At 75.5% G+C, this 17,509-nt stretch carries 17 protein-coding genes and 1 pseudogene; 8 read left to right on the top strand and 10 right to left on the bottom strand.

The window, feature by feature from the left end; translation table 11 throughout:
* Both ACFUEL_RS17085 and ACFUEL_RS17080 read left to right on the top strand, forming a co-directional pair.
* A pseudogene (locus ACFUEL_RS17085) lies at positions 1 to 427 on the top strand (hypothetical protein); the annotation flags it as partial.
* Positions 428 to 589: 162 nt separating this feature from the next.
* On the top strand, positions 590 to 1,369 hold the full coding sequence (locus tag ACFUEL_RS17080; protein WP_380237072.1) for an HAD-IIA family hydrolase: 780 nt from the start codon (positions 590 to 592) through the stop codon (positions 1,367 to 1,369).
* A gap of 88 nt (positions 1,370 to 1,457) precedes the next feature.
* Here ACFUEL_RS17080 and ACFUEL_RS17075 read toward each other — a convergent pair whose 3' ends face one another.
* Positions 1,458 to 2,399 carry a LysR family transcriptional regulator gene (locus tag ACFUEL_RS17075; RefSeq protein ID WP_380237071.1) on the bottom strand — a complete coding sequence of 314 codons (942 nt, stop codon included), beginning with the start codon at positions 2,397 to 2,399 and terminating at the stop codon, positions 1,458 to 1,460.
* Between the two features lie 124 nt (positions 2,400 to 2,523).
* Here ACFUEL_RS17075 and ACFUEL_RS17070 point away from each other — a divergent pair, with 124 nt between their 5' ends.
* Together ACFUEL_RS17070 and ACFUEL_RS17065 are read left to right on the top strand one after the other, a co-directional pair.
* Positions 2,524 to 3,435, top strand: coding sequence for a zinc-binding dehydrogenase (locus tag ACFUEL_RS17070; RefSeq protein ID WP_380237069.1), 912 nt, complete (start codon positions 2,524 to 2,526; stop codon positions 3,433 to 3,435).
* A 23-nt stretch (positions 3,436 to 3,458) separates the two neighbouring features.
* Positions 3,459 to 3,872 carry a nuclear transport factor 2 family protein gene (locus ACFUEL_RS17065; protein ID WP_380237067.1) on the top strand — a complete coding sequence of 138 codons (414 nt, stop codon included), beginning with the start codon at positions 3,459 to 3,461 and terminating at the stop codon, positions 3,870 to 3,872.
* Between the two features lie 63 nt (positions 3,873 to 3,935).
* Here the strand turns inward: ACFUEL_RS17065 and ACFUEL_RS17060 are convergent, their stop codons facing one another.
* Positions 3,936 to 5,156, bottom strand: a complete 1,221-nt coding sequence (locus tag ACFUEL_RS17060) for a hypothetical protein (RefSeq protein ID WP_380237066.1) — start codon at positions 5,154 to 5,156, stop codon at positions 3,936 to 3,938.
* A 451-nt stretch (positions 5,157 to 5,607) separates the two neighbouring features.
* Here ACFUEL_RS17060 and ACFUEL_RS17055 point away from each other — a divergent pair, with 451 nt between their 5' ends.
* From ACFUEL_RS17055 to yidC, 4 genes are all read left to right on the top strand, one after another.
* On the top strand, positions 5,608 to 5,877 hold the full coding sequence (locus tag ACFUEL_RS17055; RefSeq protein WP_380237065.1) for a hypothetical protein: 270 nt from the start codon (positions 5,608 to 5,610) through the stop codon (positions 5,875 to 5,877).
* 68 nt (positions 5,878 to 5,945) lie between these two features.
* Entirely contained in the window at positions 5,946 to 7,019 is a 1,074-nt protein-coding gene (locus ACFUEL_RS17050; RefSeq protein ID WP_380237064.1) for a Gfo/Idh/MocA family oxidoreductase, read from the top strand.
* 223 nt (positions 7,020 to 7,242) lie between these two features.
* On the top strand, positions 7,243 to 7,524 hold the full coding sequence (locus ACFUEL_RS17045) for a DUF6412 domain-containing protein (protein ID WP_380237063.1): 282 nt from the start codon (positions 7,243 to 7,245) through the stop codon (positions 7,522 to 7,524).
* A 299-nt stretch (positions 7,525 to 7,823) separates the two neighbouring features.
* Complete coding sequence (yidC, locus tag ACFUEL_RS17040; RefSeq protein ID WP_380237062.1) at positions 7,824 to 8,513, top strand: membrane protein insertase YidC; 690 nt, start codon at positions 7,824 to 7,826, stop codon at positions 8,511 to 8,513.
* On the opposite strand, the gene ACFUEL_RS17035 is transcribed toward yidC, so the two are convergent.
* The 8 genes from ACFUEL_RS17035 to ACFUEL_RS17000 form a co-directional block, all read right to left on the bottom strand.
* Positions 8,483 to 9,484, bottom strand: coding sequence for an adenosine deaminase (locus ACFUEL_RS17035; protein WP_380237074.1), 1,002 nt, complete (start codon positions 9,482 to 9,484; stop codon positions 8,483 to 8,485). The two genes, yidC and ACFUEL_RS17035, sit on opposite strands and share 31 nt — an antisense overlap.
* 113 nt (positions 9,485 to 9,597) lie before the next feature.
* Complete coding sequence (locus ACFUEL_RS17030; protein WP_380237061.1) at positions 9,598 to 10,428, bottom strand: hypothetical protein; 831 nt, start codon at positions 10,426 to 10,428, stop codon at positions 9,598 to 9,600.
* Positions 10,429 to 10,713: 285 nt separating this feature from the next.
* A complete protein-coding gene (locus tag ACFUEL_RS17025) occupies positions 10,714 to 12,000 on the bottom strand; it encodes a DUF445 domain-containing protein (RefSeq protein WP_380237060.1) in 1,287 nt (428 codons plus the stop codon).
* A gap of 114 nt (positions 12,001 to 12,114) precedes the next feature.
* The gene (locus ACFUEL_RS17020; protein ID WP_380237073.1) at positions 12,115 to 13,404 is read right to left on the bottom strand and encodes a nucleotide sugar dehydrogenase; all 1,290 of its coding nucleotides are present in this window, start codon (positions 13,402 to 13,404) and stop codon (positions 12,115 to 12,117) included.
* 17 nt (positions 13,405 to 13,421) lie between these two features.
* Positions 13,422 to 14,642: a glycosyltransferase family 2 protein gene (locus ACFUEL_RS17015; protein WP_380237059.1), complete on the bottom strand. Its 1,221-nt coding sequence runs from the start codon at positions 14,640 to 14,642 to the stop codon at positions 13,422 to 13,424.
* A gap of 65 nt (positions 14,643 to 14,707) precedes the next feature.
* The gene (locus ACFUEL_RS17010; RefSeq protein ID WP_380237058.1) at positions 14,708 to 15,679 is read right to left on the bottom strand and encodes an ATP-binding cassette domain-containing protein; all 972 of its coding nucleotides are present in this window, start codon (positions 15,677 to 15,679) and stop codon (positions 14,708 to 14,710) included.
* Between the two features lie 12 nt (positions 15,680 to 15,691).
* Positions 15,692 to 16,546, bottom strand: a complete 855-nt coding sequence (locus ACFUEL_RS17005; protein WP_380237057.1) for an ABC transporter permease — start codon at positions 16,544 to 16,546, stop codon at positions 15,692 to 15,694.
* A complete protein-coding gene (locus ACFUEL_RS17000; protein WP_380237056.1) occupies positions 16,539 to 17,345 on the bottom strand; it encodes an ABC transporter permease in 807 nt (268 codons plus the stop codon). The genes ACFUEL_RS17005 and ACFUEL_RS17000 overlap by 8 nt, the downstream gene beginning before the upstream one ends.
* Positions 17,346 to 17,509: the final 164 nt, after the last annotated feature.

Below are 17,509 nucleotides of genomic sequence, written 5' to 3'. Positions count from 1 at the left end.
CGGCACGACCCCGGGCCCGGTGGCCGCGCCGCAGAAGTCCTCCGGCTCGGGGAGCCTGCCGCTGGTCATCGGCGGCGCGGTGGCGGGCGTCCTGGCGCTGGCGCTGGTGGCGTTCCTGGTCGTCCGGCACAAGCGCCGGGCCGCCGACGACCTGCCGCCGACCGGCCCGCAGCCCTACGGCGCGCCGCAGCCCCAGCCGTACGGGGCGCCGCAGCCGCCGTACGGGGCCCAGCCGCCGTACGGGGCGCCGCAACCGCCGCCGTACGGCGTCCCCCAGCAGCAGCCGTACGCCGCACCGGCCGCACCGGCCGCGCCGCCGTACGGCCCGCCGCCGCAGCAGCCCGCCGCGCCCTACGGCCAGCAGCCGCCCGCGCCGTACGGTCAACCGCCGCAGCAGCCGCCGGGCGGGAACCCGTACGGGGGCTGACGGCGGGGCCGGTCCGGGCGCCGGACGCCCCTGTGTCGGTCCGGCCCGGACGACTAGGCTGATCGGCGTTGGGGCAGCCGGTGGCGCCCGACCGGCCAGCGGTGTCCGGTCGGAGCGATCACGAAGATCGTTCGACCTGTGCAAGACCAAGGAGACACCCACGTGGCAGACCGCAAGCCCATCGAGACCTGGCTGACCGACATGGACGGAGTCCTCATCCACGAGGGCGTGCCGATCCCCGGGGCCGATGCCTTCATCAAGCGGCTGCGTGAGTCCGGGAAGCCCTTCCTGGTGCTCACCAACAACTCGATCTACACCCAGCGCGACCTGCACGCCCGGCTGGCCCGGATGGGCCTGGACGTGCCCGCCGAGCACATCTGGACCTCCGCGCTGGCCACCGCGAAGTTCCTGGACGACCAGCGCCCGGGCGGCACCGCGTACGTGATCGGCGAGGCCGGTCTGACCACCGCGATGCACGACGTGGGCTACGTGCTGACCGACACCGCCCCGGACTTCGTCGTGCTGGGCGAGACCCGGACGTACTCCTTCGAGGCGATGACCAAGGCCGTCCGCCTGATCAACGACGGCGCCCGCTTCATCGCCACCAACCCGGACGAGACCGGCCCGTCCGCCGAGGGCGCGCTGCCCGCGACCGGCGCGGTGGCCGCGCTGATCACCAAGGCGACCGGCGTGGACCCGTACTTCGTCGGCAAGCCGAACCCGCTGATGATGCGCGCGGGCCTGAACGCGATCGGCGCGCACTCGGAGAACAGCGCGATGATCGGTGACCGGATGGACACCGACATCGTCTCCGGCATGGAGGCCGGCATGTCGACCTTCCTGGTGCTGACCGGCCTGACCCAGGCGGCCGAGGTCGACCGCTTCCCGTACCGGCCGACCCAGGTGGTCAACTCGATCGCCGACCTGGTCGAGCTGGTCTGACCCCGCCCCGCAGGGCCCCGGCGCGCACCGCGCCGGGGCCCTGTGCCATGCAGGGCGTGCCATGCCGGGCGTGTCATGCCGGGTGCGTTTATGCCAGGTCGCGGGCGTCGGTGCCGGGCAGCCAGTCCCGGTCCGGGCGGTACTCCAGCCAGCGGCGCTCCCGGCCGCGCTCGGCGAAGGCCCGCAGCAGCGCGGGGACGGCCGGGTGCGGGCGTTCGCGGTGCCAGACCAGCGACCAGGCGTACAGCGGAACGGGGTCGGCGAGCGGGCGGACGGCCAGGCCGGGCGGGACGGCAAGCGGGAGTTCGGCGGGCAGCAGGGTGCAGCCGTCGGGGACGGCGCGGACCCGCTCCAGCAGGTGGGCCGGGCCGAGGTTGGCCTCGCCGGGCAGCAGCGGGACGCCGAAGTGCTCGCCGAACCGGGCCAGGAAGTCCAGCCGGGCCGGGTCGGCGGGCAGCACCAGGCGCAGCGCGGCCAGGTCGGCGGGGCGCAGCCGGTCGGCGCGGGCCAGCGGGTGGTCGGCCGCCAGGACCGCGTCGAGCGGCTCCAGCCGGACCAGCCGGTGGGCCAACTCCCGTTCCGCGCCGGGCTGGTGGCGGCCGAACCCGGCGGCGCTCTCGCCCCGGACGAGTGCGGCGGCGGCCGCGCCGGCGTCCCGGACCGGGCCGACCTCGACGGTCAGGCCGGGGGCGGCGGCCAGCGCCTCGCGCACGGTGCGCAGCGGTTCGTACAGGTGGCCCCAGACGTCCAGCCGGGCGGGCGCGGCCCGCTGCCGGACGGCGGCGAGGACGGCCTGCCCGGCGGCCAGTGCGGCCCGCGCGGGGGCGAGCAACTGCTGCCCGGCTTCGGTGAGTTGCACGGAGGTGGGGCCGCGGTCGAGCAGCCGGGTGCCCAACTCCCGCTCCAGGGCGGCGATCCGCTTGGAGGCGGCCTGCTGGCTGATGGCCAACTGCTCGGCGGCGCGCCCGAAGTGGCGCTGTTCGGCGACGGCGACGAAGGCCCGCAGCTGCCGGAGGTCGGGGTCGTCCATCCCGCCATCATCGCCGACAACCGCCGGTTGTCGTGCGGCCGTTCCGGTTGTTGGACCCTCCCGGGGCCCGCGCCGTTGACTGGAGTCATCACCGAACGGCCCACAGGAGTAGAGGAGTTGCCCGATGAAGGCACTGGTTCCGGCCCGCGGCACGGTCGAGTTCGCCGAGGTCCCGCAGCCCGAGCCGCGCCCCGGCGAGGTGCTGGTGAAGGTCGACGCGTTCTCGGTGAACCGGGGCGAGACCTTCCTGCTGGAGGATCCGCCGCCGCACTGGCGGCCGGGCAAGGACGTCGCCGGGCTGGTCGTGCAGGCCGCCGCGGACGGCAGCGGCCCGGCGGTCGGGCAGCGGGTGGTGGCGCACCCGCCGGCCGCGGGCTGGGCGGAGTACGCGGCGGTGCGCACGGACGCGCTGGCGGTGCTGCCCGAGCGGCTGGACGCGCCGACCGCATCCGCGCTGCCGCTGGCGGGCCTGACAGCGCTGCGGCTGCTGCGTTCGGCGGGCGCGGTGACCGGGCGGCGGCTGCTGCTGACCGGCGCCTCCGGCGGGGTCGGCCACTACCTGGCCGAACTGGCCGCGGCCGCCGGGGCGCAGCTGACCGCCGTCACCGCGAACGCCGAACGCGGGGCGCGGCTGCGGGAGTTGGGCGCCACCGAGGTGGTGCACGAGGTGGCCGCGGCGAGCGGCCCGTACGACCTGGTGCTGGAGTCCACCGGTGGCGCCGAACTGCCCCGGGCGCTGGCCCTGCTGGCGCCGCGCGGCCGGCTGCTCTGGTTCGGGCAGGCGTCCCGCGAGCCGGTCCGGCTGGATTTCTTCGCGCTGCTGAAGGGGCCGGTCTCGGCGCGGATCGAGCACTTCAGCTACGCGGACGTCGACCACCCGGACGGCCCGGACCTGCGCACCCTGGTCCGGCTGACCGCCGAGGGCCGGCTGCACCCCGAGCTCGGCCTGGTCGACGACTGGCACCGGACCGCCGACGCGATCGCCGACCTGCGCGGCCGCAAGGTCCGCGGCAACACCGTCCTGACCGTCAACTGACTTCCCACTCGAGGAGATCCGCCATGAGCACCGACCCCCGCACCGTCGTCACCGACTACGTGGCCGCGGTGGCCCGCGGCGACGCGGCCGCCATCCGGGACGCCTTCACCGAGGACGCCGTCTGGACCTACCCCGGCGACCTGCCGCTGAGCGGCGAGTGGCACGGCCGCAAGGGCATCGTCGAGGACTTCCTCGGCTCGGTCGGCGGCGTCTTCGCCCCCGGCACCGCCGTCGAGGTCGCCCTGGTCGGCACCCCGGTCGCCGAGGGCGACCGGGTGGTGGCCGAGTGGACCTCGCGCGGCACCACCGTGCACGGCCACCGCTACGACAACCGCTGCCTGGGCGTCTTCACCGTCCGCGACGGCCGGATCGCCGCCGTCCGCGAGTACACCGACACCCGGCACGTCGCCGCCACCCTGTTCGCGGACGGCGGCTGACCGCCCGGCCCCGGACCGCCGACGACGGTCCGGGGCTCCTCGGCGCGGCCCCGGGGCCCGTGTTCAGCCCGCCAGTTGCAGGCCCCAGGTGTTGTAGATGTCGAGGACCTCGGTCCACCGGATGACGGTGTCGCCGCCCCAGCTGTTGATGCCGCGCGCCTGGCGGCTGGAGCCGGTGATGGCGAACACCAGGCCGCCGCTGTCGCCGTGCTGGATCGCGGTGTTCCCGTAGACCTGGATGCCCTCGACGCCGCGGTGCAGGACGCCGTTGCTGCCGACCCAGTAGGTGTCCGCCTTGGTGACCTCGATGTTGCACACCACGCCGGACGTGAAGCCGTCCTGGCAGACGTAGTCGCCGGCGTACGAGTAGGCGGAGCTGGTCAGCGGGAGGGTGAAGGAGTTCCCGGTGGGGCCGTCCCACTCGCGGCCGGCGGTGACGCCGGTGGACGAGGTGTCGATCGCCACCGCGTCCCACAGGTCGGAGCGGGCGGCGACGTGGCCGATGTAGTTGCGGCCGCCGTCCCAGCCCGTGTAGATGGTGGCGTCGGCGGCGAAGCAGTGCTCGGCGGAGATCAGGAACGACCGGTTGTCCGACTTGCGCCGGGTGGGCACGCCGGACGTGCAGTCGTAGGTGGCGTTCGATCCGCCGTCGACGAGCGCCTCCCCCGCGATCCACGGGGCGCTGTCCCTGAGCCGCGACATGTCGCTGCCCTCGGCCGAGGCGTCCAGGACGGTGTCGACACCGGCCCGGTCGACCGCCGCGCGGGCCCCGTTCGCGGCGAGCGCCTGCTTCGCCCGCTCGACGTCGCGCACGCCCAGGTGCAGGCCGCCGCCGTTCGGCGGCACCGTCACGCTCAGCAGGTCGCCGCCGAGGCCGCCGTCCGCCACCACCCGGTCGCGGGCCTCCTGCAGCGCCCGGCGGGTGTACTTGCCCTGCTTGATCCGGACCAGGCCGGTGTCGATGCCCGGGTCGACGGCCCTGGCCGCCGCCAGCAGGCGGTCGGCCTGCTTGCGGTCCGTCAGGTAGACGTCCACCGCGTGCGCCCCGGCCCGCAGTTCCAGCCCGGAGTACGCGTCGGCCAGCTCGGACCGGCCGACCGCGTCCACCGCGTTCGCGAGGGCCCGGAGCGGGCCGAGCAGTTCCGCCTGCTCCGTGCGCGACAGCGCGGCGACCTGGGCGTCCGACAGCACCGGCTCCGCGGCGGACGCGGCGCCCGGCACCAGTGCCGACACCGTCACCAGTGCGACGGCGGCCGTCAGGACGAGCCTCAGCGTTCTCTTCACGATCCCCCCAGGGAAATACCCGAATGGCGAGCGAGCGCTCGCGGCGCCCGACTCTAGCCGCCACCGGGAAAAGTGGAAAGAATCCGTGAAACTTTCATCGGACCCTGCCCAGAGACCCCGAAAGCGGCAGCGTTTCACCAGGTCAGCGCCGCATTAGGCGCCTCAGCGGAATTCTCCGTTCCCATTTCGTGTCCACACCAAGAAGAGTTCGAATCCGGACTAGACCCGCACACGGGAGGAAGTTCGCCGACCGACTCCTGCGGCGGAAACTCCGACATTCCTGGAATCGGATCGTTTTCCGCCGGTACCACCCCCCGGCCGCCCCGGGCCCGACCCGCCTCAACACGGCCTTAAACCCCGCGTAACTACTCTGACGTACCGTCAGAACGGCCGCTCCGAGTGGCTAGCGTCCCGGACACACCCTCTCCGCACGACGCAAGGGAGCCCCTCGATGGCCTCCGTCCGCCGCACCGCCCTGCCCCTGCTGGCCGCCGCCGCCCTGCTCGGCGGCCCGGCCGCGCTGTCCGCCGCCGCCGACGCCCCGCCACCGGCCCCGGCCGGACCGCCCGCCGCCGCGCCCGCGCCGTCCCCCTCGGAGCTGGCCCGGACCGGCGGCGACGCGACCACCGACGGCGTGCTGCTGTCACTGGGCTCGGTGCTGCTGCTGGGCGGCGCGGCCTGCGCGGTGCTGTGCCGGCACCGCCCGGGGGGCGACGGCTGACCCGGGCGGGGCTCGCTGACCGGGTGGCCTCCGCGGCTCCGGAGGACCGGGGTGGTTGAGTTGAGGGCATGAGCAGCACGCCCCCCACCCCGTTCCGGGTCGGCCTGATCGGCTACGGCCTGGCAGGCTCCGCCTTCCACGCCCCGCTGATCGCCACCACCCCCGGACTCCAACTGGACGCGGTGGTCACCGCCAACCCCGACCGCCGCGCCCAGCTGCACCGCGACCACCCCGGCGCCCGCGCCCTCGACACCCCCGAGCAGCTGTTCGAGGACGCCGACCGGTTCGACCTGGTGGTGATCGCCTCCCCCAACCGCACCCACGTCCCGCTCGCCCGCACCGCCCTGCTGGCGGGCCTGGCCACCGTGGTCGACAAGCCGCTCGCCGCGACCAGCGCCGAGGCCCGCGACCTGTGCGAGTTCGCCGAGAAGTCCGGCCTGCTGCTGTCGGTGTTCCAGAACCGCCGCTGGGACGGCGACTTCCTGACCGCCCGCCGGCTGGTCGAGGAGGGCCGGCTCGGCCGGGTGCACCGCTTCGAGTCCCGCTTCGAGCGCTTCCGCCCCAAGCCCAAGCCGGGCTGGCGCGAGCTCGCCGACCCGGCCGAGGTCGGCGGCACCCTGTACGACCTGGGCAGCCACCTGGTCGACCAGGCGCTGACCCTGTTCGGCCCGGTCGAGACGGTGTACGCGGAGATCGACGTGCGCCGCGACGGCGCGGTGGTCGACGACGACGCCTTCCTCGCCCTCACCCACACCGGCGGCGTCCGCTCCCAGCTGTGGACCAGCGCCGTCGCCCCGCTCGCCGGGCCCCGGCTGCGGGTGCTCGGCGACAGCGCCGGCTACGTCAAGTTCGGCATGGACCCGCAGGAGGCCGCCCTGCGGGCCGGCCGCCGCCCGGGCGGGCCGGAGGGCCACTGGGGCGACGACGACCCGGCCGCGTACGGCCTGCTCGGCAGCGACGGCGACGCCGAACCGGTCACCACCGACCCCGGCGACTACCCGGCGTACTACGCGGGCATCGCCGCCTCGCTGGCCGACCGCACCCCGCCGCCGGTCGACCCGCGCGACGCGGTCGCCACCCTGGCCGTCCTGGAGGCCGCCCGCGCCTCCGCCGCGACGGCCTCCGTGGTCCGCCTCCCCTGAACCCCGGCAACGGCGGGGCGAAGCCCGGAGCCCGGAACCCGGAGCCCGGAGCCCGGAGCCCGAAATCCGGAGTCCGGAGCCCGGAACTCCGGTGCCCGCCCCGCCGTTGACCGCTCCGGAACCGCGCCGCACGGCCCCGCCGTCGACGCGGCGTCCGCTCCCGTCCCGTCCGGCGGCACCCCGCCCGGACGGCCCCCGCCCCGGCCCGAGGAGGTTGCGCACCGTGCTCGCCACCCCGCTCCTGCTCGCCCTGTTCCGGGTCCTCACCGGTGACCTGCTCACCGGCCCGGGTGCGCTGACCGCGGCCGCGCTGCTGCTGCTCGCCGCCGCCGTCACCGCCACCCTCGCCACCACCCGCCTCCCCGGCGCCCGCACCCCGGCGGCCGTGCACGCGGCGGCACTGCGCCGCCGCGCCTACCGCACCGCCTACCTGCCGCCGCGCGACCCGGACGCCCCGGGCCGCGCCCGCCCCCGGGCCCCGGGACACCGGCCCGCGGCCGCCTGAGGGGCCCGTTCCTCCCCGCAGTCCCCGAACTCCCGCCCCCGACCGGGGCCGAGGGCCCACCGCTCTCGTGCCGCCCGCCGGGGCCGGGGCCGCCGTTCCCCGCCGTCCTCTGTCCGGACCGGGGTCCGCCGCCCCTGCGCGGGGAACTGCCCGAACGCCCACGCACCGCCCGGCTCCCGCCACGCCCGTGCGCCCGCACGCCCGTGCGCGCGGCGCCGCCGGGCCGGGTCCGCGTCCCCTCCTCGCGTCCGCCCTCCGAGCACCGTCGCCATGCCCCGCCGACTCCCGGAGAGCCCGCCGTGTCCGTCCTGAGCGTCCTCGACCCCGCCGTCCGCCTCGCCCACGCCGCCGTCGCGGCCCTCGCCACCGCCGTCCCCACGGCGGTCGCGATCGTCCTGTTCACCCTGGCCGTCCGCGCGGCCCTGCACCCGCTGGCCCGTTCCGCGGCACGGGCCGAGCGGGCCCGCGCCCGGCTCGCGCCGGAGGTCGCGCGGCTGCGCGAGCGGCACGCGAAGGACCCCGCCCGGCTGAACCGCGAACTGCTGGCCCTGCACCGCGCCGAGGGCACCGGCCCGTTCGCGGGGCTGCTGCCCGCGCTGCTGCAGGCGCCGTTCTTCTCGGTGATGTACCGCCTGTTCACCACCGCCCCCGGCCACCTGCTGGACGCGACCCTCGCCGGCGTCCCGCTGGCCGCCCGCCCCCTGGCGGCGCACACCCCGGCGCAGTTCGCGGTGTTCGCCGCCCTGGAGGCGGCCCTGCTGGCCCTGGCGTGGTCCGGTGCCCGCCGCGCGAAGCACGCCCCCGTCCCCACCGGGCCGCTGCGCTGGCTGGCCTTCGGCACCCCGCTGTTCGCCCTGCTGCTGCCCCTCGCGGGCGGCCTCTACCTGCTGGCCTCCACCGCCTGGACGGCGGCCGAGCGGTGGTACCTGCACCGCCCGGCCGCCGGGGCCGGGGCCCCTCAGGCGGTGGGCCGCCAGGCCGCCAGGTAGGCGTCGATCTCGCCGGTCAGCCGGCGCTTGCCCGCCGCGTCCAGGAAGGACGCCTCGACGGCGTTCCGGGCCAGCGCCGCCACCCCGGCCTCGTCCAGGCCGAGCAGCTTCGCGGCGACCGCGTACTCGGTGTTCAGGTCGGTGCCGAACATCGGCGGGTCGTCGCTGTTGACGGTGACCAGCAGTCCGGCGTCGACCATCTGCCGGATCGGGTGGTCCTCGATCCGCTCGACCACCCGGGTCGCCAGGTTGGAGGTCGGGCAGACCTCCAGCGGGATCCGGTGCTCGCCCAGGTGGTCGACCAGCGCCGGGTCCTTCACCGACTGGGTGCCGTGGCCGATCCGCTCCGCGCCGAGCTCCCGGATCGCGTCCCAGACCGTCTCGGGGCCGGTCGACTCGCCCGCGTGCGGCACGCTGTGCAGGCCGGCCGCCCGGGCCCGGTCGAAGTACGGCTTGAACTGCGGGCGCGGCACCCCGATCTCGGGGCCGCCGAGCCCGAACGAGACCAGCCCCTCGGGGGCCAGGTCCAGGGCGAGCCGGGCGGTCTCCTCCGCGGAGGCCAGCCCGGCCTCGCCGGGGATGTCGAAGCACCAGCGCAGCACGATGCCGAGGTCCTTCTCGGCGGACAGCCGGGCGTCCTCGATCGCCTCCATGAAGGCGACGTCGGGGATGCCCCGGCTGACCGACGAGTACGGGGTGACGGTCAGTTCGGCGTACCGGATGTTCTGCCGGGCCATGTCCTGCGCGACGCCGTAGGTCAGCGCGCGGACGTCCTCGGCGTCCCGGACCAGGTCGACGACGCTCAGGTACACCTCGATGAAGTGCGCGAAGTCGGTGAAGGTGAAGTACTCGGCGAGCGCCTGCGGGTCGACCGGCACCCTGCTGCGCCCGGCGTGCCGGGCCGCCAGCTCGGCCACCACCCGCGGCGAGGCCGAGCCCACGTGGTGCACGTGCAGCTCCGCCTTCGGCATTCCGGCGATGAACGCCTCGATCCCCTGGACACCCTCGGCCACGGCACGCTCCCTCTGCTTCACCCGGACCCGGACAGACCTCGCATGCTAACCCGCGCGCCCGGCCCGGCCGGTCACCACTTGGCGGCCAGCTTCGCCAGCGCGTCCCGCGCCTGGTCCTCGCTGGTCTGGGCGTTGAAGTGCGGGTCGGCGTCCATGTACACCTTCACCACGACGGTGCCCTTGCGCGCCAGCAGGTAGGCGAAGTCGCGCGGGTCGCTCCACGTCCCGTCGTCGTAGGTCCACTTGTTCCGGCCCGCCTCGATGTACACCTCGTCGGCGCCGGGCACCGCGGACACCGTGCCCGCGCGCACGTCGCTGTACCGGGTGCCGGGCCGGGTGTCGGTGTCGGCGTCCTGGTAGCTCGGGCAGCGCCTGTCGTTGTCCCGGACCTCCTGGATCTCCCGGTGCGCGTCGTCGGTGGTGGCGAACTGCTCGGCGGCCGTGTTCGCGTACGTCGTGTCGCTCTCGTGGTCCTGCCGCACGAAGCGCTGGGTGACGGCGAGCAGCCCCTTGACCTGCTTCCCGTCCGGCTCGAGCACGCAGGACGCGCTCATCGTGTAGTTGTCCGCGCCGGTGTCGTCGTCCCCGTCGGCGACGTAGGCGTTGTCCCACTCGTCCGCGGTCAGCACCAGCCGGTCGGTCTTCGCCTGCGCCGCCTCGGCGCCGCCCGCCGCGGCGCCCTTCGAGGCCGCACCGGACCTGCCGCCCTTCTCCGGCTCCTTGGCCTTGCCCTTGCCGGTCGCGCTCGCGCTCGCGCTCGGTGCCGCCGCCGCGGGCGACCCGGACGCGCCGGAGAGCCCCGGGTCGGACGAGGACCCGTCGTCGTTGCAGGCCGTCAGCACCAACGCGGCCGCCCCCAGCGCCGCGACCCGCAGCACGGCCTTTCGCACACGTACCGCCATGTCCGTCAACTCCCCCGTGGAAAACAGGCGTTCGACCCCCCTGGCCACGCCGATCGGTCGCTCACCCTAGCCCAGCCGACCGGTCGTATCCGGACCGGACGAACCACCCCGGACCGCCCGCCTGGACGGGCCGTCGACCACCCCCGCCGCCCCGGAGACGCGCAGGTCAGCGCCGTTCCGGGCGCCGCGCCGGGCCGGGCGGGCGGGCCCGGCAGCCGGGCGACAGTTTTTACCCGGAATTTGCCGCCCGGAGCGCCCCGCGGGAGCCGCCCGGTCAGGCCCCGGTCAGCCGCCCAGCGCCGTGCTGACGGTGTGGATGAGCAGGCCGGCCAGCGCGCCGACCACGGTGCCGTTGATCCGGATGAACTGCAGGTCGCGCCCCACGTTGGCCTCGATCTTGCGGGAGGCGTCGGCGGCGTCCCACCCGGCGACGGTCTCGGAGATCAGCGAGGTGATCTCCTCCCGGTAGGTGGAGACCACGTACTCGGCGGCGTCCAGCAGCCAGCCGTCGGTCTTCGCCTGGAGCTTCCCGTCGGTGGCCAGCCGCCGGCCGAGGGCCCGCAGCCCCTCGGTGAGGCGGCGGCGCAGCTCGCTGTCCTCGTCCTCGGCGGCGCCCAGCACCAGGGTCCGGACGGCCGCCCAGGAGGAGGCGATCAGCTCCTGCACCTCGGGGCGGCCCAGCAGGTCGGCCTTGGCGCGCTCGACCCGGTCGATGGTGGCGGGGTCGTGCTGGAGCTCCTGGGCGAAGTCGGCGAGGAAGTTGTCGAGGGCGCCGCGGGCGGGGTGGACGGGGTCGTCGCGGACGTCGGTGACGAAGCGCAGCAGTTCCTTGTAGACGCGTTCGCCGACCTGCTGGTCGAGGAACTTGGGCGTCCAGCCGGGGGTCTTGGCGGTGACCCGGGCGACCACCTCGCCGTGGTGCTCGACCAGCCAGTCGTGGCCGCGCACCGCGACCAGGTCGACCAGGCCCTTGTGCCCGCCGTCCGCGACGACCTTGCCGAGCAGCCGTCCGGCGGGTTCGGCGACCGAGGTGGCGGCGGCCCGCCTGGTGACCGCCTCGGCCACCACGGCCTGCACGTCGTCGTCGCGGAGCACCGCGAGCAGGCCGCGCAGTGCGGCGGCGGCCTCCCGGGTGACGCGTTCGGCGCTGCCCGGCGCGGACAGCCACTCGCCGAGCCGGCGGGCCACGCCGATCCGGCCGAGCCGGGCCCGCACCACCGGGGCGGACAGGAAGTTGTCGCCGACGAAGTCGCCGAGCGAGCGGCCGAAGGCGTCCTTCTTGGTCGGGATGATCGCGGTGTGCGGGATCGGCAGCCCGAACGGGCGGCGGAACAGCGCGGTGACGGCGAACCAGTCGGCGAGCGCGCCGACCATGCCGGCCTCGGCGGCGGCCGCCACGTACCCGGCCCAGGCCCCCGCGCCGGACGCCTCCGCCCAGGTGGCGAGGGCGAACACCAGCGTGGCCAGGGCGAGCAGCCCGGTCGCCACGGTCTTCATCTTCCGCACACCGCGCCGCTTCTCCTCGTCGGCGGCGGTGAAGCTGACTCCTGGGGCCGTCTCGTCCGTGCTCACCCCGTCAGCCTGGCACACCGGGCGCGCGAAACGGCCGCCACCCCGCGAATCCGCCCGCCCGGCGCCCCGCGGATCCGCCCGGCCGCCGCCCCGCGGATCCGCCCGGCCGGCGCCTCAGCCGCCCCCGCCGAGCACGATCCGCCGCACGCCCTCCCAGCGGACCGGGTCGGTGACCCGGCGGCCGTCGAGCAGCACCCGCACGCCGGGGAAGTCGGCGGCGCCGAGCTCCCGGTACTCGGGGTGGTCGGCCTGGACGACTAGCGCGGTGGCGGGCTTGCCCTGGTCGGGCGGCAGGCCGAGCGCGGCCAGCTCGTCCGGGAGGTACAGCGGGTCGCTGACGCCGACCTCGGCGCCGGCCGCGCGCAGCGCCTCGACCAGCGGGAACACCCCGGAGTACGCGGTCTCCTTGACCCCGCCCCGGTAGGCGGCGCCGAGCACCGTCACGGCGGTCCCCTCCAGCGGGCCGAGCGCGCCCTCCAGCAGGCCCACCGCGTACGCCGGCACCTGCTCGTTGGCCTCGCGGGCGGTGCGCACCACGCTGGCGCCGGGGTCGTTCCACAGGTAGAGCCGGGGGTAGACCGGGATGCAGTGGCCGCCGACCGCGATGCCGGGGCGGTGCAGGTGGCTGTAGGGCTGCGAGTTGCAGGCGTCGATGACCTCGGCGAGGTCGACGCCGACCCGGTCCGCGTACCGGGCGAACTGGTTGACCAGCGCGATGTTGACGTCCCGGTAGGTGGTCTCGGCGAGCTTGGCGAACTCGGCGGCCTCCGCGCTGGACAGCGCCCACACGCCGTTGCCGCGCGGCAGGTCGGGGCGCGGGTCGAAGTCGAGCACCGCCCGGTAGAACTCGGCGCCGCGCCGGGTGGACTCCTCGTCGAGGCCGCCGACCAGCTTGGGGTAGCGCCGCAGGTCAGCGAAGACCCGCCCGGTGCGGACGCGTTCGGGGCTGAACACCAGCGCGAAGTCCCGTCCGGCGGCCAGGCCGGAGCCGGCCTCCAGCCGCCGGGCGAAGCGGCCGCGCACGGTGCCGACCGGCAGGGTGGTCTCGTAGCTGACCAGGGTGCCGGGGCGCAGTCCGGCGGCCACCGCGTCGGTGGCGGCGTCCAGCAGCCCGAAGTCGGGGGTGCCGTCGGGGCCGGTGACCAGCGGGACGACGATCACCACGGCGCCGGCCCCGGCGGTCGCGGCGGCGGTGTCGGCGGTGGCGCGCAGCCGGCCCGCGGCGACGGCTTCGGCGAGCCGTTCGGCGAGGTGGGCCTCGCGCGGGAAGGGCGGCCGTCCGGCGTTGACGGCGGCGACCACGGCGGGGGCGGTGTCGGCGCCGGTGACCCGGTGGCCCTTGCCGGCGTACTGGACGGCCAGCGGCAGGCCGATCTTGCCGAGGCCGACCACGCAGACGTCCAGCGCCTGCTCGGTGCCGTTCACCGGGCGGCCCCCTTCAGGGCGGCGGCCAGGCCGTGCCGCCGGGCGCGGCGCAGGACGCGTTTGACGGCCCACCGGGCGCGGCGCAGCGGTGCGGGCACCAGGCGGCGCCAGCCGGCCGGGGCGGGGGTCCGGCCGGTCTCGAACAGGGCGTCGGGCAGGCCGAGCCGCCGGTCGCGGAACATCGGGTAGCCGGCGTAGAGCCTGGAGCCGCGGCGGACGGGGGCGGGCTCGCCGTGGTCCCGCTCCCAGGCGATCAGGTCGCACAGGGCGTGCAGTTCGCCGCGCCGGGCGAGGGCGAGCCGCAGCCGGGCGGGGACGGGCAGGGTGCGGAACACGGCGGGCGAGCAGTGCCGTTCGGTGAACCGGCCGATCTCCTGGACGATCCGCCGCTGCATGGCGGGCGGCTCGTCCAGGAAGGGGGCCTGGAGCAGCTGCGGGACGTCCCAGCTGAAGTAGCGGGCCCGGACGGCGTCCCGGGCGGGGCCGGGCAGGGTGGAGCGGTCGAGCACCTCGTGGGCGGCGGTGAAGCCGCGCAGCCGGTCCATCGGCCCGGCCCGGTGGGTGACGTTGGAGCGGTCGCGGCGCAGCACCAGGTGGTAGTAGTCGTAGTCGGCGAGGACGGAGACCTTGCGGGCGTGCAGCAGCGCGCCGAGGGTGAACGGCTGGTCGGAGTGGATGACCAGGTCCTCGCGGCGGCGCAGGCCGTGGCTGGTGACCAGGTCGCGGCGGAACAGCTTGGTGTCGCCGAGCGCCCAGGCCAGCGCGGAGTCGGTGAAGCCGACCTGTTCGGCGGTGCGGTCGAAGATGCCCTGCGGGACGATCCGGCCGTGTTCGCCGACCTGCTTGGGGATCAGCACGTCGGACTCCCAGCGGTCGGCGGCGTCGACCATCCGCTCGAGCGCCTCGGGGCCGAGCCAGTCGTCGGCCCCGAGGTAGAGCAGGTAGCGGCCGCGGGCGAGCTCGGTGCCGCGGTTGGTGGGCTTGGCCGGTCCGCCGGAGGCGGGCTGCCGCAGGGTGCGGAACAGCCCGGGGTGGGCGGCGGCGTAGCGGTCCAGCTCCTCGGTGCTGCCGTCGCTGGAGCCGTCGTCGACGGCGACGACTTCCATCCGCCGGTGCCCGATGCTCTGGCCCACCAGCGAGTCCAGGCAGGCGGTGAGGTAGGGCATGGTGTCGTGGACGGCGATCACCACGCTGACGTCCGGTACGTGCTCGGTCACGAGGTGTCAACTCCCGTACCGGCCGACTGGTCACTTCCGCCACCCGAACGGGTGAGGGCGGCGGCTCAGGGGGCGGGCACCGCGGCGGGGCCGCCCGCGTAGATCCGGGCGATCACGTCCTCGATCGCGGGTTCGCGCACCGACAGGTCGACCAGCGGGTAGCGCTCGGCGACGGCGGCGACGACCGGCGCGGCGCTCTGCTTGGCCGGGAAGGCCAGCCACTGGCGCGGGCCCTCGGTGCGGGCGACCCGGACGCCGGGCAGGTCGATCGGCGGGTGCGCCTCGGCGAGGTCGACCACCAGGGTGCGTTCGCTGCCGCCGATCTCGTGCAGCCGCTCCAGCGGGCCGTCCAGGACGAGCCGGCCGTGGTCGATCACCATCACCCGGCCGCACAGTTGCTCGATGTCGGTGAGGTCGTGGGTGGTGAGCAGCACGGTGGTGCGCCGCTCCCGGTTGGTCTCGCGCAGGAACGCGCGGACCTTCGCCTTGCTGACGGTGTCGAGCCCGATGGTGGGCTCGTCCAGGTAGAGCACGCTGGGGTCGTGCAGCAGGGCGGCGGCCAGGTCGCCGCGCATCCGCTGGCCGAGCGAGAGCTGCCGGACGGGGGTGTCCAACAGCTCGGCCAGGCCGAGGAGTTCGACGCACCGGTCGAGGTTGGCCCGGTACCGGGCGTCGGGGATCCGGTAGATCCGCCGGGCCAGTTCGTAGCTGTCGCGCAGCGGCAGGTCCCACCACAGGGTGGTGCGCTGGCCGAACACCACGCCGATCCGGCGGGCGAGTTCGGCCCGCCGGGCGGCCGGGTCGACGCCGGCCACCCGCAGCCGGCCGCCGCTGGGCACCAGGATGCCGGTGAGCATCTTGACGGTGGTGGACTTCCCGGCGCCGTTGGGCCCGATGTAGCCGACGCACTCGCCCTCCTCGACGGTGAAGCTCAGCCCGTCGACGGCCCGCACCTCGCGCTTCCCCCGGCGCCAGCGGCCCTCCCCGGTGCGGACGGTGAAGCTCCGCCGGACGTCCTCGACCTCGATCACGGCCATGGTTCCCCTTCCTCAGCTTCCGGTGGAGCGGTAGGCGCGCAGTCCGGCCCGCCAGGCGAGCCCGGCCGCCAGCACGCACAGCGCGGCGGCCAGCGGCGAGGCGAACCGGAAGGCGGCGGGCAGCCCGAGCGGGTCGGGCCGGCCCAGGACGTGCAGCGCGGGCAGCCAGTTGACGAAGGCCAGCGGCACGCCGAAGACGGTGCCGGCCACGAGTTCCCTGGCGAACACGGTGGGCGGGTACTGCAGGACGGTGGCGCCGCCGTAGGTGACGGCGTTCTGCAGTTCGGCGGCCTCGCCCCACCAGAACTGCACGCAGGAGCAGCCGACGAACAGCGCGCAGAAGATGACGGTGCCGCACAGCAGCAGCACGGGCACCATCAGCACGCGGTCCCAGGTCCAGTGCACGTCCAGCGCGGTGAGCGACCAGCCGAGGACGGCGAGGGCCTGCAGCAGCCGGCCCAGGCGGCGCAGCGAGAAGCGTTCGGCGGCGAGCTGGGCCAGCGCGGGGGCGGGCCGGATCAGCATGGTGTCCAGGCTGCCGGAGCGCACCCGCTCCCCCAGCCCGCCGACCGAGCCGACCAGGACGTTGGCGGTGCCGAGCGCGAACGAGGAGGTGCCGTACAGGAACGCGGTCTCGGCGAGCGTCCAGCCGGCCAGCTGCCGGGTGTGGGCGAACATCAGCAGCAGGACCGCGAAGTCGAGGAAGGTGATCAGCGTGTTGGCGGCCAGCGACAGCGCGAACGAGGCCCGGTAGGCCATCGTGGAGCGGATCCACATCCCGGTGATCAGCCACCAGGAGCGCACCGCCCAGCCCGTGCGCGCCGCCCGGCCGGTGCGCTCGGCCGCGGCCCTGGCGAGCTCAGCCACCCTGGACCACCACCCGGCGCACCGCGAGCGCCTGCCCGGCCCGGCCGAGCGCCAGCAGGGCGGCGCCCCAGGCGAGTTGGAACCCGTACAGGCCCAGCAGGCCGGTGCCGGTGCGGCGGCGCAGCAGCACGTCGGCGGGCAGCTGCACCATCGCCGAGAACGGCAGCACCCGGGCCAGTTCGCCGAGCAGGCCGGGGAAGAGCGCCAGCGGCAGGAGCATCCCGGAGAAGAACATCGACACCACGGTCATGGCGGCCCGCACCCCTTCGGACTCGTGCAGCCAGAAGCCGGTCAGCGACGCCAGGAAGCGCAGTCCGAAGCTGACCAGCAGCGCCAGCACCACCGCGAGCAGGAACTCGGCCCACACCAGCGGGTCGGCCGGCAGGGCCAGGTCGAACAGCGCCGCGCCCGCCAGCATCGGCAGCGCGCCCCTGGTCAGCAGCTGGTACCCGGCCCGACCCAGGTCGGTGGCCAGCCACCAGCCCTGGAAGTCCACCGGCCGGTACAGGTCGACCGCGATGTCCCCGCTGCGGAAGCGGGCCTGGAGGTCGTCCTGGAAGCCGCCGCCCCAGACCGCGACGGTCACCAGGAGCGCCTGGCTGATCCAGATGTACGTCACCGCCTGCGCGGCGTCGTACCCGCCGAGTCCGGGCCTGGCCCGCCACAGCGCAAGCATGGTGGAGGCCAGGATCACCCCGAACACGGTGTTGGTGACCGTCCCGGCGAGGGTGGCCGCCCGGTAGGTCGAGTAGCGGCGGAACGCTCCCCGGGCCACGGATAAGTAGACCGCTCCGAACATACTTGTCCCCTTGTCGACAATCACCCGCACGCGGACGCGACCCACCAAGCTATGCCCGCCCCCCGCCCGCCCGCACCCGGTTTTCCCCGGCGCCCGAGGCACGGCAGAGGGCGCCCGCGGCACGGCAGAGGGCGCCCGCGGCGTGAACCGGCCCGCCGCGGGCG

The sequence above is a fragment of the Kitasatospora sp. NPDC057198 genome, from assembly GCF_042670125.1.
Taxonomy (GTDB): domain Bacteria; phylum Actinomycetota; class Actinomycetes; order Streptomycetales; family Streptomycetaceae; genus Kitasatospora.
This window is presented reverse-complemented; position numbering and strand designations above follow the sequence as displayed.

What these genes read in the sequence shown, in the direction of transcription:
- ACFUEL_RS17075 (WP_380237071.1), bottom strand. Translation starts at nt 2,399, where the DNA reads ATGGACGACCCCGACCTCCGGCAGCTGCGGGCCTTCGTCGCCGTCGCC.
- ACFUEL_RS17000 (WP_380237056.1), bottom strand. Translation starts at nt 17,345, where the DNA reads ATGTTCGGAGCGGTCTACTTATCCGTGGCCCGGGGAGCGTTCCGCCGC.
- ACFUEL_RS17055 (WP_380237065.1), top strand. Translation starts at nt 5,608, where the DNA reads ATGGCCTCCGTCCGCCGCACCGCCCTGCCCCTGCTGGCCGCCGCCGCC.
- ACFUEL_RS17070 (WP_380237069.1), top strand. Translation starts at nt 2,524, where the DNA reads ATGAAGGCACTGGTTCCGGCCCGCGGCACGGTCGAGTTCGCCGAGGTC.
- ACFUEL_RS17010 (WP_380237058.1), bottom strand. Translation starts at nt 15,679, where the DNA reads ATGGCCGTGATCGAGGTCGAGGACGTCCGGCGGAGCTTCACCGTCCGC.
- ACFUEL_RS17050 (WP_380237064.1), top strand. Translation starts at nt 5,946, where the DNA reads ATGAGCAGCACGCCCCCCACCCCGTTCCGGGTCGGCCTGATCGGCTAC.
- ACFUEL_RS17035 (WP_380237074.1), bottom strand. Translation starts at nt 9,484, where the DNA reads ATGCCGAAGGCGGAGCTGCACGTGCACCACGTGGGCTCGGCCTCGCCG.
- ACFUEL_RS17065 (WP_380237067.1), top strand. Translation starts at nt 3,459, where the DNA reads ATGAGCACCGACCCCCGCACCGTCGTCACCGACTACGTGGCCGCGGTG.
- ACFUEL_RS17030 (WP_380237061.1), bottom strand. Translation starts at nt 10,428, where the DNA reads ATGGCGGTACGTGTGCGAAAGGCCGTGCTGCGGGTCGCGGCGCTGGGG.